This is a genomic window from Streptomyces sp. NBC_01176 (genome assembly GCF_045039825.1).
Classification (GTDB): domain Bacteria; phylum Actinomycetota; class Actinomycetes; order Streptomycetales; family Streptomycetaceae; genus Streptomyces.
Map to the genome: position 1 here is coordinate 6976078 of NZ_CP108600.1, position 22348 is coordinate 6998425.

Here is a 22348-nt window from a genome sequence, read left to right on the forward strand (position 1 = left end):
CACCGCGGAGGGGCGTCTCCGCGCCCCGGCGGACGGAGCCGGCGATGGCCGATAGCCGTACGGGCCGACCCCCCGTCCAGCGCGCCCCCCGGCGCCCCGCCTCCGCGCGCCCCGCGCGCGACAACCCCGTGGGCCGTCTCGTCACGCGTGCGCGCAAGGCCTGGGACCGGCCGCTGACCGCCTACTACCTGATCCTCGGCAGCAGCCTGCTGATCACCGTGCTGGGCCTCGTGATGGTCTACTCGGCGTCGATGATCACGGCACTGCAGCTGTCGCTGCCCGGATCGTTCTTCTTCCGCAAACAGTTCCTCGCCGCCTCGATCGGCGCCGTGCTGCTCCTGGTGGCCATGCGGGTGCCGGTGAAACTGCACCGCGCGCTGGCCTATCCGATCCTGGCCGGCTCGGTCTTCCTGATGGTTCTCGTGCAGGTGCCGGGGATAGGGATGTCGGTCAACGGCAACCAGAACTGGATCTCCCTGGGCGGTTCGTTCCAGATCCAGCCCAGCGAGTTCGGCAAGCTCGCGCTCGTGCTGTGGGGCGCCGACCTGCTCGCGCGCAAACAGGACAAGGCGATGCTGGCGCAGTGGAAGCACATGCTGGTGCCGCTCGTCCCGATCACCTTCCTGCTGCTCGGGCTGATCATGCTCGGCGGCGACATGGGCACGGCGATCATCCTCACCGCCATCCTCTTCGGTCTGCTGTGGCTGGCCGGAGCGCCCACGCGGCTGTTCGCGGGCGTCCTGGCCGTCGCGCTGACGATCGGGTTCGTCCTCATCAAGACCAGCCCCAACCGCATGTCCAGGCTCGCCTGCATCGGCGCCACCGAGCCAGGACCGAACGACACCTGCTGGCAGGCCGTGCACGGCATCTACGCCCTCGCCTCCGGCGGCCTGTTCGGATCCGGCCTCGGCGCCAGCGTGGAAAAATGGGGCCAACTGCCCGAAGCGCACACCGACTTCATCTTCGCCATCACCGGGGAGGAACTCGGCCTCGCGGGGACACTGTCGGTGCTCGCCCTCTTCGCGGCTCTAGGCTATGCGGGTATCCGCGTGGCCGGACGCACGGAGGACCCCTTCGTGAGGTATGCCGCGGGAGGCGTGACCACCTGGATCACGGCCCAGGCCGTGATCAACATCGGTGCGGTGCTCGGTCTGCTGCCGATCGCCGGAGTCCCGCTCCCGCTGTTCTCCTACGGGGGTTCCGCCCTGCTGCCGACCATGTTCGCCATCGGGCTGCTGATCGCCTTCGCACGCGACGAGCCCGCTGCGCGGGCGGCGCTCGCCATGCGGCAGCCCCGCTTTGGCAGAAAGCGTGCTGCGGTGAGAGGCTCCGCGGGGGCCGCGGGGCCTCGGAGATGGAACACGATGCGACGGCGCGCCGCGGCGCGTTCGTCCGGAGAGCGGTGAATTTCGGTGCATGTCGTACTCGCCGGCGGGGGGACCGCCGGCCACATCGAGCCCGCGCTCGCCCTCGCGGACGCCCTGCGCAGGCAGGACCCGACCGTGGGGATCACGGCCCTGGGCACGGAACGCGGACTCGAGACCCGGCTCGTACCCGAGCGGGGATACGAACTCGCGCTGATCCCCGCCGTTCCGCTGCCGCGCAAGCCCACCCCCGAGCTGATCACCGTCCCCGGACGGCTGCGCGGCACGATCAAGGCGGCCGAGCAGATCCTGGAGCGCACCAAGGCGGACGCGGTCGTCGGGTTCGGCGGCTATGTCGCGCTGCCCGCCTACCTCGCGGCCAAGCGCCTCGGCGTACCGATCGTCATCCACGAGGCGAACGCCCGGCCGGGCCTCGCCAACAAGATCGGCTCCCGGTACGCGGCGCAGGTCGCCGTCTCGACCCCCGACAACAAGCTGCGCGGCGCCCGCTACATCGGCATCCCGCTGCGCCGCTCCATCGCCACCCTCGACCGGGCCGCCGTGCGCCCCGAGGCCCGCGCCGCGTTCGGTCTCGACCCGAACCTGCCGACGCTGCTGGTCTCCGGCGGCTCGCAGGGTGCCCGGCGCCTCAACGAGGTCGTCCAGCAGGCCGCTCCGTACCTCCAGCAGGCCGGCATCCAGATCCTGCACGCGGTCGGACCGAAGAACGAACTGCCGCAGGTGCACCAGATGCCCGGGATGCCCCCGTACATCCCGGTACCGTACGTGGACCGGATGGACCTCGCGTACGCCGCGGCCGACATGATGCTCTGCCGCGCGGGCGCGATGACCGTCGCCGAACTCTCCGCCGTCGGGCTCCCGGCCGCCTACGTCCCGCTGCCCATCGGCAACGGCGAACAGCGGCTCAACGCCCAGCCGGTGGTCAAGGCCGGCGGCGGACTGCTGGTCGACGACGCGGAACTGACGCCCCAGTGGGTGCAGCAGAACGTGCTGCCCGTGCTCGCCGACCCGCACCGGCTGTACGAGATGTCCCGCGCCGCCAGCGAGTTCGGGCGCCGGGACGCCGACGACCTGCTCGTCGGCATGGTGTACGAGGCGATCGCCTCACGCCACCACTAGGCACAGGTGAGGGAAGGCAGGGAGCGTGGCCGGACCGACGACCGCCGAGCGCGGTGAACGGCAGAAGCTGAAGTCCGGCCCGCCCCGGCCGCCCCGTCCGGTGCGGCTTCGCCGCCTTCGTGTGCTCATCGTCCTTTTGGTCGCGATGGTGTTGGTCGGCGGCGGTGTGGTCTGGCTGCTGTACGGCTCGCAGTGGCTGCGGGTCGAGAGGCTCTCGGTCTCCGGGACCCGGGTGCTGACGGCGCGGCAGGTGCGGGAGGCGGCCGAGGTGCCGGACGGAACGCCGCTGGTCTCCGTCGACACCGACGCCGTGGAAGCGCGGCTGCTGCGGAGACTGCCCCGGATCGACTCGGTCGACGTCGTCCGTTCCTGGCCGCACGGAATCGGTCTGAAAGTGACCGAACGCACCCCTGTCCTGGTGATGAAGCAACCGGGAAAGGGGGGCAAGTACGTCGAAGTCGACGCCAAGGGCGTGCGTTTCGCGACGGTTTCGCGGGCCCCGAAGAACGTGGCCCTGCTCGAATTGACGCCGTCCCGCTCGGCAGCCCTGCGTCGCTTCCCCGCCGACCGGCTGGTGCGCGAGGCGGTTCGGGTCGCCGGGGACATTCCGGCCGCCGTGGCCCGTGCCACCCGGACCGTCAAGGTCCGCTCGTACGACTCCATCTCGCTGGAACTGAGCGACGGCCGTGACGTCGAGTGGGGGAGCGGCGAGAAGGGCCGCGCGAAGGCGCGGACACTCACCGCTCTCATGAAAGCAGCTCCGAAGGCCCGGCACTTCGACGTGAGCGTCCCCACCGCCCCCTCGTCAGCCGGTAGTTGACGCACATCCGCGCAGGCCAGCACCCTGGTTGGGCAGCGCTACGGCTGATCACATAGGGTGAAAAGAAAAACGGGAGGTTCGGCGTGTTCGTTGAACGTGCGCCACTTGTCGACTTAGTGTCCTGTTCGGAAGAGTCCAAGGAACAGACACACTGGTAACCCTAAACTTCAGCGTTAGGGTTCGGGTCGGCGTTCGGACCGTCCCATTCGGCATCAGTCGTCGGATCGCGAGCGTGCGAGGCGACGACACGTAACTCGAGGCGAGAGGCCTTCGACGTGGCAGCACCGCAGAACTACCTCGCAGTCATCAAAGTCATCGGTGTCGGCGGCGGTGGTGTCAATGCCATCAACCGGATGATCGAGGTCGGTCTCAAGGGCGTCGAGTTCATCGCCATCAACACGGACGCGCAAGCTCTGTTGATGAGCGACGCCGACGTCAAACTCGACGTCGGCCGCGAACTCACCCGCGGACTCGGCGCCGGAGCCAACCCGGCCGTCGGCCGGAAGGCGGCCGAGGATCACCGCGAGGAGATCGAGGAGGTCCTCAAGGGGGCCGACATGGTCTTCGTGACGGCAGGCGAAGGCGGCGGCACCGGCACCGGCGGCGCCCCCGTCGTGGCCAACATCGCCCGCTCGCTGGGCGCCCTGACCATCGGCGTGGTCACCCGCCCGTTCACCTTCGAGGGACGGCGCCGCGCCAACCAGGCGGAGGACGGCATCGCCGAGCTCCGCGAAGAGGTCGACACCCTCATCGTCATCCCGAACGACCGGCTGCTGTCCATCTCGGACCGCCAGGTCTCGGTCCTCGACGCGTTCAAGTCGGCGGACCAGGTCCTGCTCTCCGGTGTCCAGGGCATCACCGACCTCATCACCACGCCCGGTCTGATCAACCTCGACTTCGCCGACGTCAAGTCCGTGATGTCCGAGGCGGGTTCCGCGCTCATGGGCATCGGCTCGGCCCGCGGCGACGACCGCGCCGTGGCGGCCGCGGAGATGGCGATCTCCTCGCCGCTCCTGGAGGCCTCCATCGACGGCGCCCGCGGCGTCCTGCTCTCCATCTCCGGTGGCTCCGACCTCGGCCTGTTCGAGATCAACGAAGCCGCCCAGCTGGTCAGCGAGGCCGCGCACCCCGAGGCCAACATCATCTTCGGCGCGGTCATCGACGACGCGCTCGGCGACGAGGTGCGGGTCACCGTCATCGCCGCCGGCTTCGACGGCGGCCAGCCGCCGGCCAAGCGGGACACCGTCCTCGGCTCCACCGCGGCCAAGCAGCGCGAGGAGCCCGCGCCGGTGCGGGCCCCCGAGAGCCGTCCGTCCTTCGGCTCGCTCGGCAGCGTCACGCCGAAGGAGGCACCGGAGCCCGCTCCGGAGCCGGTCCCCGACATCCAGGTGGCGCCGCCGGTCCCGCCGTCCCGCACCTACTCGGACAGCGCGGCCGAAGAGCTGGACGTGCCGGACTTCCTCAAGTGATAGGACAGCGCTCCGAGACGAGCACCGTGAGCGGCGCGCACTTCGCCTTCACCGACCGGTGGGGCGGGGTGAGCGCCGTTCCGTACGAGGAGCTCAACCTCGGCGGAGCGGTCGGCGACGACCCCGACGCCGTACGGACCAATCGTGAACTGGCCGCGAGGTCCCTCGGGCTGGACCCGGCCCGGGTCGTCTGGATGAAACAGGTGCACGGGCCGGACGTGGCGGTCGTCGACGCACCGTGGGGCTCCTCGGAGATCCCGGCCGTCGACGCGGTCGTCACCGCGCGGCGGGGACTCGCTCTCGCGGTCCTCACCGCCGACTGCACGCCGGTCCTGCTCGCCGATCCCGTCGCCGGGATCGCGGCGGCCGCCCACGCGGGGCGGCCCGGCATGGTCGCGGGGGTCGTTTCCGCCGCCGTACGGGCCATGGTGGAACTCGGCGCCGAGCCCGCGCGGATCGTCGCCCGCACCGGACCCGCGGTCTGCGGACGGTGCTACGAAGTGCCGGACGGGATGCGCGCCGAGGTCGCCGCCGTCGAGCCGGCGGCGTACGCCGAGACCAGTTGGGGCACTCCCGCGGTCGACGTGACCGCCGGAGTGCACGCGCAACTGGAACGGCTCGGGGTGCGCGACCGGCAGCAGTCGCCGGCGTGCACGCTGGAGTCGAAGGACCACTTCTCGTACCGACGGGACCGCACCACCGGGCGGCTCGCGGGCTATGTCTGGCTGGACTGATGGGGCATGACGGACCGTAAGGCTCAACTCGCCGGAAACCTGGCGAAAGTGGAAGAGCGCATCACAGCGGCGTGCACGGCCGCCGGGCGCAAGCGCGAAGAGGTGACCCTGATCGTGGTCACCAAGACCTACCCCGCGAGCGATGTGCGGATCCTGTCGGAGCTCGGCGTACGCCACGTCGCCGAGAACCGGGACCAGGACGCGGCCCCCAAGGCCGCCGCCTGTTCCGATCTGCCCCTCTCCTGGCACTTCGTCGGCCAGTTGCAGACCAACAAGGTGCGTTCGGTGGTCGGTTACGCGGACGTGGTGCAGTCCGTCGACCGTTCCCGGCTCGTCACCGCCCTGTCGAAGGAGGCGGTGCGGGTGGAGCGCGAGGTGGGCTGTCTCCTGCAGGTCGCACTGGACGCGGAGGAGAGCGGCCGGGGCGAGCGGGGCGGCGTGGGGGTGGGCGGTGTCGAGGAGTTGGCCGACCTCGTCGAGGAGGCTCCGGGGCTCCGGCTCGACGGTCTGATGACCGTCGCGCCCCTCACCGGGCCGTACGCGGGGCGTCAGCGGGACGCGTTCGCGCGACTGATGGATTTGTCGACTGCTATGCGCCGCACGCATCCGGCTGCGAACATGGTGTCCGCAGGGATGAGTGCGGACCTCGAGCAGGCCGTGGCGGCCGGAGCGACACATGTGCGCGTCGGTACGGCGGTACTCGGAGTCCGACCCGGGCTCGGGTAACGTCGCCAAGAAGTCGGACCACAGCAGAAAATATGGTCATTACCGCCACAGGCGGGCATAACGACCTCGTGGATCGCGGGCACTTGGCTATTCGTCAGCCGATCCACCACAGAGCGGAGGACTCAGAGCATGGCCGGCGCGATGCGCAAGATGGCGGTCTACCTCGGCCTCGTGGAGGACGATGGGTACGACGGCAGGGGATTCGACCCCGATGACGAGTTCGAGCCCGAGCTTGATCCGGAGCCGGAGCGGGACCGCCGGCGGCACGAGCCGCCGCACCAGTCACATCAGGCGCACCAGTCCCAACGGGACGAATCGGTACGAGTGGTGCAGCCTCCCGCCCAGCGCGAGCCGGTGCCCCATTCCGCTTCGCTCTCTGCGGAATCAGGCCGTCCGGCGCGTATCGCGCCCGTGGCATCCATCACACAAGAACGCGCGAGCCTGGAGAAGAACGCACCGGTGATCATGCCCAAGGTCGTGTCGGAACGAGAGCCGTACCGGATCACCACACTCCACCCGCGGACGTACAACGAGGCCCGTACCATCGGGGAACACTTCCGTGAGGGCACCCCGGTGATCATGAATCTGACTGAGATGGATGACACAGATGCGAAGCGACTTGTCGACTTTGCGGCCGGTTTGGTGTTTGGTCTCCACGGCAGCATCGAGCGGGTGACGCAGAAGGTGTTCCTGTTGTCGCCTGCTAACGTCGATGTCACGGCGGAGGACAAGGCCCGCATCGCAGAGGGCGGGTTCTTCAACCAGAGCTGAGACGCTGGACCGGAACAACGCAGGGAAACAGGGGAGAGGGAAGCACGGATCATGAGCGTGGTTGGGCAGGTTCTCTACATCGCGCTGATGTGTTTCCTCATCGTGCTGATCTTCCGGTTGGTCATGGACTACGTCTTCCAGTTCGCCCGCTCATGGCAACCCGGCAAGGCGATGGTGGTCGTTCTCGAGGCCACTTACACTGTCACCGATCCACCGCTCAAGCTTCTGCGGCGGTTCATTCCGCCGCTGCGTCTCGGGGGCGTGGCGCTCGACCTGTCCTTCTTCGTACTGATGATCATCGTCTACATCCTGATCTCCGTCGTGAGCCGGCTGTGAACGATACGGTCTTGCCGAATGCCGACGACTACGTTGAGGTGAAGAGATGCCGTTGACCCCCGAGGACGTGCGGAACAAGCAGTTCACGACCGTCCGCCTCCGAGAAGGCTATGACGAGGACGAGGTCGATGCCTTCCTCGACGAGGTCGAAGCCGAACTGACGCGACTGCTCCGCGAGAACGAGGACCTGCGCGCCAAGCTGGCCGCTGCCACGCGCGCGGCCGCGCAGAACCAGCAGCAGGGCATGCGCAAGCCGCCCGAGCAGCAGGACCAGCAGCAGGGGCCGCCGCAGGGCATGCGCGGTCCGGGCGCTCCCGTGCCCGCCGGCATATCGGGTCCGCCGCAGCAGCAGATGGGTGGCCCCATGGGTGGTCCGCCCCAGCTGCCGAGCGGTGCGCCGCAGCTGCCCGCGGGCCCCAGTGCCCAGGGCGGCCAGCAGGGCCAGGGCCCCATGGGCCAGGGTCCGATGGGCCAGGGCCCCATGGGTCAGGGTCCGATGGGTCAGGGCCCCATGGGCCAGGGCCCCGGTCAGCAGATGCAGCAGCAGATGCCCGGCCAGATGCAGCAGCAGATGCAGCAGCAGATGGGTGGCCCGATGGGCGGACCCATGGGTGGCCCCATGGGTGGTCACGGACCGCAGATGGGACAGCCCGGCCAGGGTCCCGGTGGCGACAGCGCCGCCCGGGTGCTCTCGCTGGCCCAGCAGACCGCCGACCAGGCGATCGCCGAGGCCCGTTCCGAGGCCAACAAGATCGTCGGCGAGGCCCGCAGCCGCGCCGAGGGTCTGGAGCGCGACGCCCGTGCCAAGGCCGACGCGCTGGAGCGGGACGCGCAGGAGAAGCACCGCGTCGCGATGGGCTCCCTGGAGTCCGCCCGCGCCACGCTGGAGCGCAAGGTCGAGGACCTGCGCGGCTTCGAGCGCGAGTACCGCACGCGTCTGAAGTCCTACCTGGAGTCGCAGCTGCGCCAGTTGGAGACGCAGGCGGACGACTCGCTCGCCCCGCCGCGTTCCCCGGCCGCTCCCTCCCTGCCTTCGCCCTCGGCGCCCTCGATGGCTCCGGCCGGCGCGAGCGCCCCGTCGTACGGCGGTGGCCAGGGCATGGGCGGTGCTCCGGCACCGGCGGCGCCCTCCTACGGTGGGCAGCAGCAGATGTCTCCGGCGATGACCCAGCCGATGGCTCCGGTGCGGCCCCAGGGCCCGTCGCCGATGCAGCAGGCGCCCTCGCCGATGCGCGGGTTCCTCATCGACGAGGACGACAACTGACGGCCTCCTGTACGCCTTAGGCGTCGGCAGCGTTCAGGGCGGAGCCCCGGATCTTTCCGGGGCTCCGCCCTTTTGCCGTGCCGTTTCGGATGGGCGTGCGGTTCCGCTGGGGCATCTGTACGGGATACACAACGCCGAAGGCCGGGGCCCACCAAGATCTTTGGTGGGCCCCGGCCGGGTCGTTCCTCGGCTGCGGGGCGGCGGGCGCTGGACGCGTAGGTCCCCACGCCTCCGAGAGGCGCTGTCCGCCCGGTGCTACGCCTTGTGCAGGCGGAAGGTCAGCGACAGGGACTCGTCGGTGAACGGGGCGCCGTAGGTGTCGTCGGCCTGGCCCTGGGCGAAGTCCGTGGCGAGGACCTCGTCGGCGATGAGGTCGGAGTGCTCGGACAGGGCCGCGATGACGGCCGGGTCGGTGGACGTCCAGCGCAGCGCGATCCGGTCGGCCACGTCGAGGCCGCTGTTCTTGCGGGCCTCCTGGATGAGGCGGATCGCGTCGCGGGCGAGGCCCGCCTGCCGGAGTTCCTCGGTGATCTCCAGATCGAGGGCGACCGTGGCGCCGGAGTCGGAGGCCACCGACCAGCCCTCGCGCGGGGTTTCCGTGATGATGACCTCGTCCGGAGCCAGGGTGACCGTCTCACCGTCGACCAGCACCGCGGCCGTGCCCTCGCGCAGGGCGAGGGAGAGGGCCGCCGCGTCCGTCTCGGCGATGGCCTTCGCGACGGCCTGGACGCCCTTGCCGAAGCGCTTGCCGAGCGCGCGGAAGTTCGCCTTGGCCGTGGTGTCGACCAGCGAGCCGCCCACCTCGGAGAGCGAGGCGAGGCCGCTGACGTTCAGCTCCTCCGTGATCTGCGCGTGCAGTTCGGGGTCGAGCGAGTCGAAGCCGGTCGCCGCGATCAGCGCACGGGACAGCGGCTGGCGGGTCTTGACGCCCGACTCCGCGCGGGTGGCGCGGCCGAGCTCGACGAGGCGGCGGACCAGCACCATCTGCCGCGACAGACCGGGGTCGATGGCGGACAGGTCCGGCTCCGGCCACGACGACAGGTGCACGGACTCGGGGGCGTCCGGCGTGACCGGCGCGATCAGGTCCTGCCAGACCCGCTCGGTGATGAACGGGGTCAGCGGGGCCATCAGGCGGGTCACGGTCTCGACGACCTCGTGCAGGGTGCGCAGCGCGGCCTTGTCGCCCTGCCAGAAGCGACGGCGCGAGCGGCGCACGTACCAGTTCGACAGGTCGTCGACGAACGCCGAGAGGAGCTTCCCGGCGCGCTGGGTGTCGTAGCTCTCCAGTGCCTGGGTCACCTGGTCGGTGAGGGCGTGCAGTTCGGAGAGGAGCCAGCGGTCGAGGACCGGGCGGTCGGCCGGGGCCGGGTCCGCCTCGCTGGGCGACCAGCCGGAGGTGCGGGCGTACAGGGCCTGGAAGGCGACCGTGTTCCAGTAGGTCAGGAGGGTCTTGCGGACGACCTCCTGGATGGTGCCGTGCCCGACACGGCGGGCCGCCCAGGGGGAGCCGCCGGCCGCCATGAACCAGCGCACCGCGTCCGCGCCGTGCTGGTCCATCAGCGGGATCGGCTGCAGGATGTTGCCCAGGTGCTTGGACATCTTGCGGCCGTCCTCGGCGAGGATGTGGCCCAGGCACACCACGTTCTCGTAGGACGACTTGTCGAAGACGAGCGTGCCGACCGCCATCATCGTGTAGAACCAGCCGCGCGTCTGGTCGATGGCCTCCGAGATGAACTGCGCCGGGTAGCGGCTCTCGAAGATCTCCTTGTTCTTGTACGGGTAGCCCCACTGCGCGAATGGCATCGAGCCCGAGTCGTACCAGGCGTCGATGACCTCGGGGACGCGGGTCGCCGTCGCCTCGCACTGCGGGCAGGTGAAGGTGACCGCGTCGATGTACGGGCGGTGCGGGTCCAGCTCCGACTGGTCGGTGCCGGTCAGCTCGGTCAGTTCCGCGCGGGAGCCGACGCAGGTGAGGTGGTCGTTCTCGCAGCGCCACAGCGGGAGCGGGGTGCCCCAGTAGCGGCTGCGGGACAGCGCCCAGTCGATGTTGTTGTTCAGCCAGTCGCCGAAGCGGCCGTGCTTGACCGACTCCGGGAACCAGTTGGTCTTCTCGTTCTCCTCGAGGAGACGGTCCTTGACGGCGGTGGTGCGGATGTACCAGGACGGCTGCGCGTAGTAGAGGAGCGCGGTGTGGCAGCGCCAGCAGTGCGGGTAGCTGTGCTCGTACGGGACGTGCTTGAAGAGCAGCCCGCGGTCCTGGAGGTCCTCGGTGAGCTTTTCGTCCGCCTTCTTGAAGAAGACGCCGCCGACGAGCGGAACGTCCTCCTCGAAGGTGCCGTTCGGGCGGACCGGGTTCACCACCGGCAGTCCGTACGCGCGGCAGACCTTGAGGTCGTCCTCACCGAAGGCGGGGGACTGGTGGACCAGGCCCGTACCGTCCTCGGTCGTCACGTACTCCGCGTTCACCACGTAGTGGGCGGGCTCGGTGAACTCCACCAGCTCGAAGGGACGCTGATAGGTCCAGCGCTCCATCTCGGCACCGGTGAAGGTCTCACCGGTGGTCTCCCAGCCCTCGCCGAGCGCCTTCTCGACGAGCGGCTCGGCGACGACGAGCTTCTCCTCGCCGTTCGTCGCGACCACGTAGGTGACCGTGGGGTGCGCGGCGACCGCGGTGTTCGAGACCAGCGTCCACGGGGTCGTCGTCCACACCAGGAGCGCGGCCTCGCCGGCCAGTGGACCGGAGGTGAGCGGGAAACGGACGTACACGGACGGGTCGACGATCGTCTCGTAGCCCTGCGCCAGCTCGTGGTCAGACAGGCCGGTCTCGTCGCGGGGGCACCACGGGGCGACGCGGTAGTCCTGGACCAGCAGCCCCTTGTTGAAGATCTCCTTCAGCGACCACCACACGGACTCCACGTACTCGGGGTCCATCGTGCGGTACGCGTCGTCCAGGTCGACCCAGTAGCCCATGCGGTTCGTGAGATCGGTGAAGGCGTCGGTGTGACGGGTCACGGACTCGCGGCACCTGGCGTTGAACTCGGCGATGCCGTACGCCTCGATGTCCTGCTTGCCCGTGAAACCGAGCTCCTTCTCCACGGCGAGCTCCACCGGCAGGCCGTGGCAGTCCCAGCCGGCCTTGCGGGCCACGTGATAGCCGCGCATGGTGCGGAAGCGCGGGAAGACGTCCTTGAAGACGCGCGCCTCGATGTGGTGCGCTCCCGGCATGCCGTTCGCGGTGGGCGGGCCCTCGTAGAACACCCATTCGGGGCGTCCCTCGGACTGCTCGAGGCTCCTGGCGAAGATCTTCTGCTCGCGCCAGAAATCGAGCACGGCGTGCTCGAGGGCGGGCAGGTCGACCTGGGCGGGCACCTGGCGGTACGTCGGCGTTGTCATCAGCGAGCTTCCTCCGGCGGACTTTCTGCCTTCCGTCCGGAGGGACGAGAGCCCGTGCCGCTGCCCAGTAGCTGCTGCGGACGCCGTGTGCGGCGTGCTCCCGCGGTACCACCCTCCTTGGCTCCCCGGTGCGTGCGTGCGCCGGTGAGCCCCCTCATTGGGGTCGCGATGCCGGGTCTACCGGCCGCCGCCTGTCGGCCACGGCTTTCTTCCGGCGGCTCCGGGGTGATCTTCGCGTCGCGCTCGCCCCCGGGCTTCCACCGTCCCCGGGTCGCTCCTGGCCGCGTACGCCGCTACTCGTCCCCATCCACGCTTCTCGCTGCGCCCAGTGTACGGGGCCGCGCGCACGGCGGCCGACCGGTTTTCCGGAGTCCGCGGCCGGTGCGGGTCGGGTGTCTCGGTGGCGGGCGGGCTGACCCGAATGGGCAGGCAACGTGGTCCGTGTTCCGGGACGCCGGGCCCGGCGGATTACCCGGCGGGGAGCTGGGCACAACGCATGCAGGCTCGTCAGGCGGGACCTGCGGGACACCCGGAAGGTGGGCGTGCCCCGTTGCCGCGGGCCGGAAGTCGATTTATCGTCCCAGAGCGATTTGCGTGCAAGATCACAATATGTGAAGGGGCCGCGGCCATGGTGGCGAAAAAGACCGCCGTACAGCAGTCGGCGTCCGGAAGATCCACGGGTCCGGCGGCCAAGGACGTGAGCGGCAAGAAGAGCGCACAGGGGGCACCGGCGGAGCATGGGAGCGGTAGCGCGCCGGTGAGCACGGCCGCCGGGAGGACGGGCACCAAGAAGACCGTCGCCGAGAAGACGGCCACCAAGAGGGCGGTGGCCGAGAAGTCGGTGCCGGAGGAACCGGGACGGGCGGCGGACGCCACCGCGAAGGACGCCGCCCCGAAGCGGCCCGCCAGCAGCGCGGAAGGGAAGAGCGGCGGTACGGCCAAGAAGGCCACCGGCACGGCGAAGAAAAGCACCGGCACGGCGAGGAAGAACGCGAGCAGGACGAAGAAGACGGCCGCTTCCGCGGCCGAGGACGCGGCCCGGGCCGCGAAGACGACGGGAGCCCCGACGGTGGTTGCGAAGAAGACCCCTGGCACGGCCACGGCGGCCGGGAAGCCCACCGCGCTCCCCAAGGCGCGGATCTCCGCGGTGGAGCCCGGCGAGCTCGCGGTGCGCCCCGGTGAGGACCCGTGGACCCCGCAGGAGGTCGCGGACGCACGCGCGGAGCTCCAGTCCGAGGCGCTGCGGCTGAGCACCGAGATCACGTCCTCGGAGGAGTCGCTCGCGGGCCTGATGCGCGACTCCGGGGACGGCGCGGGCGACGACCAGGCGGACACCGGCACGAAGAACATCACCCGCGAGTCGGAGATGGCGCTGGCGGCCAACGCGCGCGAGATGCTCGTCCAGACCGAGCGGGCTCTGGAGAAGCTCGACGCGGGCACGTACGGGCTCTGCGAGAACTGCGGCGACCCCATCGGCAAGGCCCGGATGCAGGCCTTCCCGCGCGCCACTCTGTGCGTCGAATGCAAGCAGAAGCAGGAACGCCGGTAATGAACGGCGTGGGAGGGCTCCTGCGCACGTGAATGCCAGGGGGTGTGACGTACCCTCGTCCTCAGTCAGGCACCTAGGTCGAGGGACTCACTCACGTGGCAGAGGCGGAGCGCATCATCGGTACGCCGGATTCCCCAGGAGCGGCGGGGTCCGAGCCGGAGCAGTCCGACGGGAACACGACGCCGGGCGACCGCACCGGCTCCGGCGAGTCGTCCCCGGCCGAGCGGTCCGGGACGGACGACGGCACGGCGGCCCCGGCCCAGCGGCCGAAGGGCAAGCGGAGGATCGCCGTCCTGTTCACGGTCGCGGTGCTGGCGTACGCCCTCGACCTCGTCAGCAAGCTGCTCGTGGTCGCCAAGCTGGAGCACCACGCGCCGATCGAGATCGTCGGCGACTGGCTGCAGTTCGAGGCCATCCGCAACGCGGGCGCCGCCTTCGGCTTCGGTGAGGCGTTCACGATCATCTTCACCATGATCGCCGCGGCGGTGATCATCGTGATCGCCCGGCTCGCGCGCAAGCTCTACAGCCTGCCCTGGGCGATCGCGCTCGGCCTGCTGCTGGGCGGTGCGCTGGGCAATCTCACCGACCGGATCTTCCGCTCGCCCGGCATCTTCGAGGGCGCGGTCGTCGACTTCATCGCGCCCAAGCACTTCGCCGTCTTCAACCTGGCCGACTCGGCGATCGTGTGCGGCGGCATCCTCATCGTGCTGCTGTCCTTCCGCGGACTGGACCCCGACGGGACCGTCCACAAGGACTGACAAGGTCTGGCAGGGGCCGGCAAGGACCGACGAGCACCGACGAGCACCGGCGAGGGCCGGTGCTCGACCGGCCTCCGGGACCCTCCCATGGGCACTGGCGTTCGGCCACTGGTCCTGGGGTGTCCGGCCGGTCCGGCATACTCGACGGGTGAGCACCATTCCCGAGATCCGTACCCTGCCCGTGCCCGACGGACTGGAGGGCGAGCGCGTCGACGCCGTCATCTCCCGGATGTTCGGCTTCTCCCGCACGAAGGCCGCCGAGCTCGCCGCGGCGGGGAAGGTCACGGTCGACGGTTCGGTGGTCGGCAAGTCCGAGCGACTGCACGGCGGCGCCTGGCTGGAAGTGGAGATGCCGCAGGCGCCCGCCCCCGTCCAGATCGTCGCCGAGCCCGTCGAGGGCATGGAGATCGTGCACGACGACGATGACGTGGTCGTGATCGTCAAGCCCGTGGGTGTCGCCGCGCACCCCAGCCCCGGCTGGTCGGGACCGACCGTGATCGGCGGTCTCGCGGCCGCCGGGTACCGCATCTCCACCTCGGGCGCCTCCGAGCGCCAGGGCATCGTGCACCGGCTCGACGTGGGCACGTCCGGCCTGATGGTGGTCGCCAAGTCCGAGTACGCGTACACGTCGCTCAAGCGCCAGTTCAAGGAGCGCACGGTCGACAAGCGCTACCACGCGCTCGTGCAGGGCCACCCGGACCCGACGAGCGGCACCATCGACGCCCCCATCGGCCGGCATCCGAACCACGACTACAAGTGGGCGGTCACGGCCGAGGGCAAGCCGTCGGTCACGCACTACGACCTGATGGAGGCGTTCCGCGCCGCCTCCCTGCTCGACATCAAGCTGGAGACCGGGCGCACCCACCAGATCCGCGTCCACATGTCGGCCCACCGCCACCCGTGCGTCGGTGACCTGACCTACGGCGCCGACCCCACGCTCGCGAAGCGTCTCGGCCTCACCCGGCAGTGGCTGCACGCGAAGCGTCTCGGCTTCGAGCACCCGGGGGACGGCCAGTGGGTCGAGTTCGGGAGCGACTATCCCGAGGACCTGCAGAAGGCCCTCGACAAGGTGCGTGAGGAGAGCAACGCATGACCGTCCCGTACGCGCTGCGGGTGGCCGAGGACGCCGCTGACCGTGAGGCGTGCTTCGCGGTGCGCAAGGAGGTCTTCGTCGGCGAACAGGGCGTCAGCGAGGACATCGAGTACGACGCCTACGACGCCGGGGCACTGCATGTGCTGGCCGTCCGCGACGACGGGGCGCCGCTGGGCACCGGGCGGCTCCTGTACGGCGAGGACGCCGCCGCGAAGACGGGCGGCGACCCGCGCGTCGGTTCGCTGGGACGGCTCGCCGTGACCAAGGAGGCACGCGGGCTCGGCGTCGGGGTCGCGCTCGTCGGCGCCATCGAGGACGCGGCACGCGCGCGTGGTCTCACGTCGGTGGATCTGCACGCGCAGACGCATGCGCTGGGCTTCTACGAGCGGCTCGGATACGTGGCGTACGGCGAGGAGTTCCTCGACGCGGGGATCGACCACCGGGCGATGCGCAAGACCTTGTGAGAGGTGCGTGCGCCGGGCGGGGCCTGCCGGGAGGGCATTGTCGTAGCGGCGTGGCAGGCTTGGGGTCCGGCCCCTCCTTGATCGCCTAGACCTCGCGGGAGCGCTGACCGTGGATCAGTTGGCCCTGTTGTTCGTGCTCTTGCTCGGGGCCGTGGTGAGCGTCCCGGTGGGGGACCGCTTCGGGCTGCCGGCGCCGGTGCTGATGACGCTCCTCGGGATCGTGCTGGCCGTGCTGGACTTCGTGCCCAACGTGGACATCCGGCCGGACCTGATCCTGCCCCTGCTGTTGCCGCCGCTGCTGTACGCGTCGGTGCGGCGGACCTCGTGGAGACAGTTCACCGCCAACAAGCGGCCGATCTTCCTGCTGGCCGTGGCGCTGGTGTTCCTCACCACCGCGGCGGTGGCGGTGGTCGCCAACACGATCGTGCCGGGGCTGCCGATCGCCGCCGCCGTGGCGCTGGGCGCGCTCGTGGCGCCGCCCGACCCGGTCGCCGCGACCGCCGTCGCGGGGCAGCTCGGGCTGCCCCGCCGGCTGGTGTCGATCCTGGAGGGTGAGGGGCTCTTCAACGACGTGACGGCCATCGTGCTCTACCACGTCGCGATCGCCGCGGCCGTGAGCGGCTCCTTCTCTCCCTGGCGGGCCGGGCTCGACCTGGTGCTCTCCGCGGTCGTCGCGATCGCCGCCGGGGTGGGCCTGGGGTGGGCCGCGAACAAGCTGATGGACCTGCTCGGCGACGCCACGCTGCAGATCGGGCTGACGCTGCTGGTGCCCTACGCCGCGTACGTCCTGGCGGAGGAGCTGCACGGCTCCGGGGTGCTCGCCGTGCTCACCACCGCGCTGTTCCTGGCGGAGTACGCCACCGACGCCGACGACGTCATGACCCGGCTCGCCGGGCACACGTTCTGGGACGTGGTGGACACGCTCGTCACCGGCGTCGCGTTCGGACTGATCGGACTGGAGCTGCACAACGCGATCCGGACGGCGGCCGGACGGTGGGGCGAGATGCTCGGGTGGGCGGCCGCGATCGTCGCCGTCGTCGTGCTCGTACGGCTGGCGTGGCTGCTGCCGGCGACGGCGCTGACGAAACGGCTGCACGCGAAACGGGACTACGACGAGGAGATCCCCACGTCGTGGCGGGAGACCGTGGTGATGTGGTGGTCGGGGATGCGGGGGGTCGCCTCCGTGGCCCTCGCGCTGGCGATTCCGCTGAAGATGGACGACGGGTCGCCGTTCCCCGACCGGGACGAGATCGTGTTCATCGCGTTCGGCGTGATCATGGCGACGCTCGTGCTGCAGGGGCTCACCCTGCCGTGGCTCGTCAGGCGGCTCGGGGTGCGGGCCGACGAGGACGTCGAGAAGGCCTTCGAGAAGGAGCTGGCGATCCGGGCGGCCAAGGCCGCGAAGCGGAGGCTGAAGGAGATCGAGGAGGTCGAGGAGCTGTCGGAGGAGGTGTCCGAACAGTTGCTGCGGCGGGCCTTCGACATCGGGACGCGGATCAGTCCGGACCTGGGGGACGAGGAACGGCGCGAGGCGTACGAGCAGCGGGCGCGGCGGATCAAGCGGATCCGGCGCATCCAGGGGGAGATGATGAGCGCGGCCCGGCACGAGGTGCTGTCCGCGCGCAGTGAGCCGGGGGCGGATCCGGAGATCGTGGACCGGGTACTGCGGCATCTGGACGTGCGCAGTCTGCGCTGACGGTGCGCGGGCCCCGGGAGGGCGTTCTCCCGCCCGCGCGCCGTCCGCTTTCGGTTCGCCCGGGTGGTAGGGGGTGCCGGAGGGGGTTCCCGCTGCCGACGCCTGCGACCGCGACCCGACCCCGACCGCGACCGCGACCGCGGGATCGGGATCGGGGCGGTCGCGGGCGGTCGGTGGGGTCAGCCGCGGCCCGGGCCCGTGCGTGAGGGGCCGGGGGTGTGGGCGTGGTTGTGGCGGGTGGTCGCCGCGCCGTCGGGCTCGGTGCGGTTCGGGCCGGGGTGCTGCCCCGGCGGCAGTACCGCCTCCGCCGTGTTGACGCGGGGGAGGGCGTAGGGATGCTTCTCGGTGAGCCAGCGGATCATCCGCTCGCGCACCGTGACCCGTACCGTCCAGATGTCGTCCGCGTCCTTGGCCGTGACCAGGGCGCGCACCTGGATGGTGTTGGGCGTCGAGTCGGTGACCGCCAGTCCGTAGTCACGGCCGTCCCAGGCCGGGCACTCGCGCAGGATGTCCCGCAACCTCTCCCGCATGGCCTCGACCGGTGCGCTGTGGTCGAGGTGGAAGAAGACGATGCCGGTCATCTGAGGGGTGCCGCGCGACCAGTTCTCGAAGGGCTTCGAGGTGAAGTACGAGACCGGCATGGTGATCCGGCGCTCGTCCCAGGTCCGGACCGTCAGGAACGTCAGAGTGATCTCCTCGACCGTGCCCCATTCGCCGTCCACGACCACCGTGTCACCGAGACGCACCATGTCGCCGAAGGCGATCTGCAGTCCGGCGAAGAGATTCGCCAGTGTGGACTGGGCGGCGACACCGGCGACGATGCCGAGGATGCCGGCCGAGGCGAGCAGTGAGGCGCCGGCCGCGCGCATCGCCGGGAAGGTGAGCAGCATCGCGGCGATCGCGACGACGCCGACGACCGCGGTGACCACCCGCTGTATCAGCGCGACCTGGGTGCGCACCCGGCGCACCCGCGCCGGGTCGCGGTGCGCGTTCGCGTAGCGGGAGTACGAGGTGTCGACGACCGCCGTCGCGATGCTCACCACCAGCCAGGCGGCGGCGCCGATCAGGATCAGGGTCAGGGTCCTGCCGATGCCGATCCGGTGCTCCACCAGCAGCTTGGCCTCGTCGTACGAGCCTCTGAGCAGGGCCGCGAACAGGACCAGCTGGAAGGGGATGCGGCCCCGGCGGAGCAGGCCCCACAGGGAGGTCTCGCTGTGACGGTCGTCCACCCGGCGCAGCAGGCGGTCCACGGACCACCCGATGAGCAGTGCGAGCACGACCGAGCCGCCGACGACGATCACCGGGCGCAGTACGTTCTCCATGCCTGAGAACGTAACCGGCCGCGGGCGGTCATGAACATGTGTTGTCGCGGGGGAACGGGGTAGGCCCTGCGCCCGTCACTGTCGGTGCCGGCTGGCACCATGGGACTCATGAACATCATGCTCTTTCACTCGACGTACGGTCTGCGGCCTGCGGTGCACGCGGCGGCGGACCGGCTGCGGGCCGCGGGACACGAGGTGTGGACGCCCGACCTCTTCGAGGGGCGCACCTTCGGGACCGTGGAGGAGGGCATGGCCTTCAACGAAGGCATCGGCAAGGTCGAGCTGCTCAAGCGCGCGGTCCTGGCCGCCGCGCCCTATTCGGACCGGGGTCTGGTCTACGCCGGGTTCTCCCTCGGCGCCTCCCTCGCGCAGACCCTGGCCCTCGGCGACGAGAAGGCCCGCGGGCTGCTCCTGCTGCACGGCACGTCGGACATCGCGGAGAACGCGTCGGTGGACGAGCTGCCGGTCCAGCTCCATGTCGCCGAGCCCGACCAGTTCGAGACGGACGACTGGCTGGGCGCCTGGTATCTGCAGATGCAGAGAGCGGGCGCCGACGTGGAGATCTATCGGTACGCGGGAGCCGGTCATCTCTACACCGACCCCGATCTGCCCGACTACGACGCCGAGGCGGCCGAGGCCACCTGGAAGGTGGCGCTCGGCTTCCTCGACAGCCTCCAGCCGTAGCCGTAGCCGTAGCCGTAGCCGTAGGCGCGTGGCCAGTGGCTAGTGGCCAGTGGCGGTGACCGCGGTCAGGAGACCGTGAGCCGTGTCTACACCGGGTCGTAGGTCCGCTCCACCGTCTGCGATCCGCTCGGCGTGCGGTACGAACGGGTCCAGGACGAGGTGGCGTTCGGGTTCGCGCGGTCGGAGATCACGTAGTAGTCCATCTGCGCCCGGGCGGCGGTGACGTCCAGGACGCCGTACCCGTGGCGGTCGGTGTCGACCCAGTGGACGTGCCGGTTCGCCGCGCGGATGACGGGGGAGGCGATCGCCGACACGACGCCCTCGGGGACCTTGACGATGTCGTCGAGGTTGTCGGAGGTCATCGAGGTGACGACGAACTCCGTGGCGGCGGAGGCGGAGAGCGGGTACGTACCGGCGTCCACCGGCACGTCGTTGGCCCACGCCATGTGGATGTCACCGGTCAGGAAGACCGTGTTGCGGATGGCGTTGGAGCGCAGGTGCGCGAGGAGTTCGCGGCGGTCGTCGGTGTAGCCGTCCCACTGGTCGGTGTTGAGGGCGATGCCCTCCTGCGGCAGGCCGAGCAGCTTGGCGAGCGGCTTGAGCAGGTCGGCCGAGAGGGAACCCACCGCGAACGGCGAGATCATCACCGAGTTGCCGACCAGCCGCCAGGTGGTGTCCGAGGCCTTGAGTCCGGACTTCAGCCAGTCGAGCTGCGCGCGGCCGGTGATCGTACGGTCCGGGTCGTCGACCGAGCCGCTGGCCGTGGACGCCTGCTGGGAGCGGAAGGAGCGCAGGTCGAGCAGGGAGAGGTCGGCCAGTTTGCCGAAGCGCAGCCGGCGGTAGGTGGTGCCCTCGATCGCCGGGCGGACCGGCATCCACTCGAAGTAGGCCTGCTTCGCGGCGGCCTGACGGGCGGTCCAGGTGCCCTCGGCGCCCTCGGTGTGGTTGACCGCGCCGCCCGACCAGGCGTTGTCGGCGAACTCGTGGTCGTCCCAGATGGCCACGACCGGCGCCTTGTGGTGCAGGGCCTGGAGGTCCGGGTCGGTCTTGTAACGGCCGTGCCGGGTGCGGTAGTCGGCGAGGGTGAGGATCTCGTTGGCGGGGGCGTGCGGCCGTACCACCGTGCCGCGGGTGCCGTACTCGCCGGACTTGTACTCGTAGATGTAGTCGCCGAGGTGCAGCCAGGCGTCCAGGTCGCCCCGGGCCGCGAGGTGGCGGTACGCCGAGAAGTAGCCGGCCTCCCAGTTGGCGCAGGAGACCACGCCGAAGCGCAGACCGGCCACGGAGGCGTCGGCGGCCGGCGTGGTGCGGGTGTGGGCGACGGGCGAGTCGGTGCCGCCGGCGGAGAAGCGGAACCAGTAGTCGGTGGCCGGTTCCAGGCCGCGGATGTCGGCCTTGACGGTGTGGTCGGAGGCGGCCGTCGCGGTGAGGGAGCCCTTGGCGACGATCGTGGTGAACGCCTTGTCCTTGGCGACGGTCCAGCTGACCTCGGTGTCCGGGCCGATGCCGGAGCCGGGTATCGCCGCGGAGGTGGGGGTCACCCGGGTCCACAGCAGGATGCCGTCCGGCAGCGGGTCGCCGGAGGCGACGCCGTGCAGGAAGGCGGGCGCCTCGGCGGCGCGGGCCGGCAGGGCGGCCGCGAGCGGGGCGGCGAGGACGGCGGTGGCGGCCGCGGCCTTGACGACCGTACGGCGGCGCGGGGCGCGGGAGTTGACGGCGCCCGAGGGGTTGGATGAGCTGAAGCGACTGGTCACGAGCGGTCAGGTTACCGACCGGTACACGCAATGAGCGGGCGAACCGGGAAAGTTCGCCCGCTCTTCGACTGCTGGACAATTTCGGCCCGGCGCCACCGCTGCGGACGGCGCTTCGGTACCGCCCGACGGATCAGGCGGCGAGAGCCTTGTCGATCGCCGTCGTGAAGTCGGCGACGGTCATCGGCGCGTTCTTGCCGTCGGAGCCCGTCAGCGTCTTGCCGTCCATCTTCAGGGTCGGAGTGCCCTGCACGCCGCTCTTGTTGAACTTCTCGGACATGTCGAGCGCCCACTTGTCGTAGGTGCCGTCCTTCACGGCCTTCTCGAAGGCCGCGTTGCCCTTGAGGGCGGAGACCGTGTCGGCGACCTTGATCAGGTAGTCGTCGCTCTTGAACTTGTCGTCCGTCTCCTCCGGGTGGTACTTCGCGGAGTACAGCGCGGTCTTGTACTCCAGGAAGGCCTCGGGGCTCACGTTCAGCGCGGCACCCATGGCGCTGAGGGCGTTCTTCGAGCCCACGCCGGGGCTGCCGTTGTCGATGAACGTGGCGCCGACGTACTCGATCTTGAACTTGCCGTCGTCGTAGTCCTTCTTGAGGGTCGTGCCGACGGTCTGCTCGAACTGGGCGCAGATCGGGCAGCGCGGGTCCTCGTACATCACCAGGGTCTTCTTGGCGGTGCTCTTGCCGAGCACGACGGTGGTGCCGTCGGCGCCGGTGGTGTTGGCCGGCTTGACGAGCTTGTCGTCCTTGGCGGCTTCCCAGTATCCGGGCTTGTTGTTCTGCACGACCGCGTAGCCGACGCCGCCCGCTATCGCGAGGACGGCGACGATGCCGCCGGCCACGATGGCCTGGCGCTTGATCCGGTCGCGCCTGGCCTGGCGCTCGCGCTCGATACGCAGCTTCTCGCGCGCCGCCGACTTGGCCGCCTGGCTGTTCCGCTTGCTCATGTTGGTGATCTCCATGGGGGCGCGTACTCGTCGTACGCGGGATACGTAAGGGGGACCGCTGGTGCTCA

General features: G+C 70.3%; 19 protein-coding genes. 15 read left to right on the plus strand and 4 right to left on the minus strand.

What is annotated here, in order from left to right:
* Positions 1–44: 44 nt before the first annotated feature.
* The 9 genes from ftsW to OG199_RS30205 all read left to right on the plus strand — a co-directional run bounded on the left by ftsW (position 45) and on the right by OG199_RS30205 (position 8624).
* Positions 45–1406, plus strand: a complete 1362-nt coding sequence (gene ftsW / locus OG199_RS30165; RefSeq protein ID WP_356800458.1) for a putative lipid II flippase FtsW — start codon at positions 45–47, stop codon at positions 1404–1406.
* A 6-nt stretch (positions 1407–1412) separates the two neighbouring features.
* Positions 1413–2504, plus strand: a complete 1092-nt coding sequence (murG, locus tag OG199_RS30170; protein WP_266698556.1) for an undecaprenyldiphospho-muramoylpentapeptide beta-N-acetylglucosaminyltransferase — start codon at positions 1413–1415, stop codon at positions 2502–2504.
* A 25-nt stretch (positions 2505–2529) separates the two neighbouring features.
* Positions 2530–3324 (plus strand): cell division protein FtsQ/DivIB, encoded by a 795-nt coding sequence (locus OG199_RS30175; protein ID WP_401798663.1) that lies wholly within the window; start codon positions 2530–2532, stop codon positions 3322–3324.
* Positions 3325–3599: 275 nt separating this feature from the next.
* On the plus strand, positions 3600–4793 hold the full coding sequence (gene ftsZ / locus OG199_RS30180; RefSeq protein WP_356800460.1) for a cell division protein FtsZ: 1194 nt from the start codon (positions 3600–3602) through the stop codon (positions 4791–4793).
* A complete protein-coding gene (gene pgeF, locus OG199_RS30185; RefSeq protein ID WP_405832127.1) occupies positions 4790–5527 on the plus strand; it encodes a peptidoglycan editing factor PgeF in 738 nt (245 codons plus the stop codon). Before ftsZ ends, pgeF begins: the two co-directional genes overlap by 4 nt.
* Positions 5528–5533: 6 nt before the next feature.
* Positions 5534–6253, plus strand: coding sequence for a YggS family pyridoxal phosphate-dependent enzyme (locus OG199_RS30190; protein ID WP_405832129.1), 720 nt, complete (start codon positions 5534–5536; stop codon positions 6251–6253).
* A 129-nt stretch (positions 6254–6382) separates the two neighbouring features.
* Positions 6383–7024 carry a cell division protein SepF gene (locus tag OG199_RS30195; RefSeq protein ID WP_148014095.1) on the plus strand — a complete coding sequence of 214 codons (642 nt, stop codon included), beginning with the start codon at positions 6383–6385 and terminating at the stop codon, positions 7022–7024.
* A 51-nt stretch (positions 7025–7075) separates the two neighbouring features.
* The gene (locus tag OG199_RS30200; RefSeq protein ID WP_028803186.1) at positions 7076–7360 is read left to right on the plus strand and encodes a YggT family protein; all 285 of its coding nucleotides are present in this window, start codon (positions 7076–7078) and stop codon (positions 7358–7360) included.
* A gap of 46 nt (positions 7361–7406) precedes the next feature.
* Positions 7407–8624, plus strand: coding sequence for a DivIVA domain-containing protein (locus tag OG199_RS30205; RefSeq protein ID WP_266698550.1), 1218 nt, complete (start codon positions 7407–7409; stop codon positions 8622–8624).
* A 255-nt stretch (positions 8625–8879) separates the two neighbouring features.
* Here the strand turns inward: OG199_RS30205 and ileS are convergent, their stop codons facing one another.
* Positions 8880–12017: an isoleucine--tRNA ligase gene (ileS, locus tag OG199_RS30210; RefSeq protein WP_405832130.1), complete on the minus strand. Its 3138-nt coding sequence runs from the start codon at positions 12015–12017 to the stop codon at positions 8880–8882.
* Positions 12018–12645: 628 nt separating this feature from the next.
* On the opposite strand from ileS, the gene OG199_RS30215 reads away from it, so the two are divergent.
* The 5 genes from OG199_RS30215 (at position 12646) to OG199_RS30235 (ending at position 17577) form a co-directional block, all read left to right on the plus strand.
* Positions 12646–13566 carry a TraR/DksA family transcriptional regulator gene (locus OG199_RS30215; protein ID WP_405832131.1) on the plus strand — a complete coding sequence of 307 codons (921 nt, stop codon included), beginning with the start codon at positions 12646–12648 and terminating at the stop codon, positions 13564–13566.
* Between the two features lie 95 nt (positions 13567–13661).
* The gene (gene lspA / locus OG199_RS30220) at positions 13662–14324 is read left to right on the plus strand and encodes a signal peptidase II (RefSeq protein ID WP_356800465.1); all 663 of its coding nucleotides are present in this window, start codon (positions 13662–13664) and stop codon (positions 14322–14324) included.
* Between the two features lie 148 nt (positions 14325–14472).
* Positions 14473–15417, plus strand: coding sequence for an RluA family pseudouridine synthase (locus OG199_RS30225; protein ID WP_351718441.1), 945 nt, complete (start codon positions 14473–14475; stop codon positions 15415–15417).
* Positions 15414–15881 carry a GNAT family N-acetyltransferase gene (locus OG199_RS30230; protein WP_401798654.1) on the plus strand — a complete coding sequence of 156 codons (468 nt, stop codon included), beginning with the start codon at positions 15414–15416 and terminating at the stop codon, positions 15879–15881. Before OG199_RS30225 ends, OG199_RS30230 begins: the two co-directional genes overlap by 4 nt.
* 109 nt (positions 15882–15990) lie before the next feature.
* Positions 15991–17577 carry a Na+/H+ antiporter gene (locus OG199_RS30235; RefSeq protein WP_266698539.1) on the plus strand — a complete coding sequence of 529 codons (1587 nt, stop codon included), beginning with the start codon at positions 15991–15993 and terminating at the stop codon, positions 17575–17577.
* A gap of 179 nt (positions 17578–17756) precedes the next feature.
* On the opposite strand, the gene OG199_RS30240 is transcribed toward OG199_RS30235, so the two are convergent.
* Positions 17757–18899, minus strand: a complete 1143-nt coding sequence (locus OG199_RS30240; RefSeq protein ID WP_356800468.1) for a mechanosensitive ion channel domain-containing protein — start codon at positions 18897–18899, stop codon at positions 17757–17759.
* Between the two features lie 108 nt (positions 18900–19007).
* Between OG199_RS30240 and OG199_RS30245 the strand changes: the two genes are divergently transcribed.
* On the plus strand, positions 19008–19583 hold the full coding sequence (locus tag OG199_RS30245; protein ID WP_401798650.1) for a dienelactone hydrolase family protein: 576 nt from the start codon (positions 19008–19010) through the stop codon (positions 19581–19583).
* Positions 19584–19669: 86 nt separating this feature from the next.
* On the opposite strand, the gene OG199_RS30250 is transcribed toward OG199_RS30245, so the two are convergent.
* Together OG199_RS30250 and OG199_RS30255 are read right to left on the minus strand one after the other, a co-directional pair.
* Positions 19670–21337, minus strand: a complete 1668-nt coding sequence (locus OG199_RS30250) for an alkaline phosphatase D family protein (RefSeq protein ID WP_405832135.1) — start codon at positions 21335–21337, stop codon at positions 19670–19672.
* Positions 21338–21467: 130 nt separating this feature from the next.
* Positions 21468–22280: a DsbA family protein gene (locus OG199_RS30255; RefSeq protein WP_356800470.1), complete on the minus strand. Its 813-nt coding sequence runs from the start codon at positions 22278–22280 to the stop codon at positions 21468–21470.
* Positions 22281–22348 lie beyond the last annotated feature (68 nt).

Excerpts from the sequence above, each read along its gene's own strand:
- ftsW (WP_356800458.1), top strand. The coding sequence starts at position 45 with ATGGCCGATAGCCGTACGGGCCGACCCCCCGTCCAGCGCGCCCCCCGG.
- OG199_RS30190 (WP_405832129.1), top strand. The coding sequence starts at position 5,534 with ATGACGGACCGTAAGGCTCAACTCGCCGGAAACCTGGCGAAAGTGGAA.
- OG199_RS30195 (WP_148014095.1), top strand. The coding sequence starts at position 6,383 with ATGGCCGGCGCGATGCGCAAGATGGCGGTCTACCTCGGCCTCGTGGAG.
- OG199_RS30200 (WP_028803186.1), top strand. The coding sequence starts at position 7,076 with ATGAGCGTGGTTGGGCAGGTTCTCTACATCGCGCTGATGTGTTTCCTC.
- OG199_RS30205 (WP_266698550.1), top strand. The coding sequence starts at position 7,407 with ATGCCGTTGACCCCCGAGGACGTGCGGAACAAGCAGTTCACGACCGTC.
- ileS (WP_405832130.1), bottom strand. The coding sequence starts at position 12,017 with ATGACAACGCCGACGTACCGCCAGGTGCCCGCCCAGGTCGACCTGCCC.
- OG199_RS30215 (WP_405832131.1), top strand. The coding sequence starts at position 12,646 with ATGGTGGCGAAAAAGACCGCCGTACAGCAGTCGGCGTCCGGAAGATCC.
- OG199_RS30230 (WP_401798654.1), top strand. The coding sequence starts at position 15,414 with ATGACCGTCCCGTACGCGCTGCGGGTGGCCGAGGACGCCGCTGACCGT.
- OG199_RS30240 (WP_356800468.1), bottom strand. The coding sequence starts at position 18,899 with ATGGAGAACGTACTGCGCCCGGTGATCGTCGTCGGCGGCTCGGTCGTG.
- OG199_RS30245 (WP_401798650.1), top strand. The coding sequence starts at position 19,008 with ATGAACATCATGCTCTTTCACTCGACGTACGGTCTGCGGCCTGCGGTG.
- OG199_RS30255 (WP_356800470.1), bottom strand. The coding sequence starts at position 22,280 with ATGAGCAAGCGGAACAGCCAGGCGGCCAAGTCGGCGGCGCGCGAGAAG.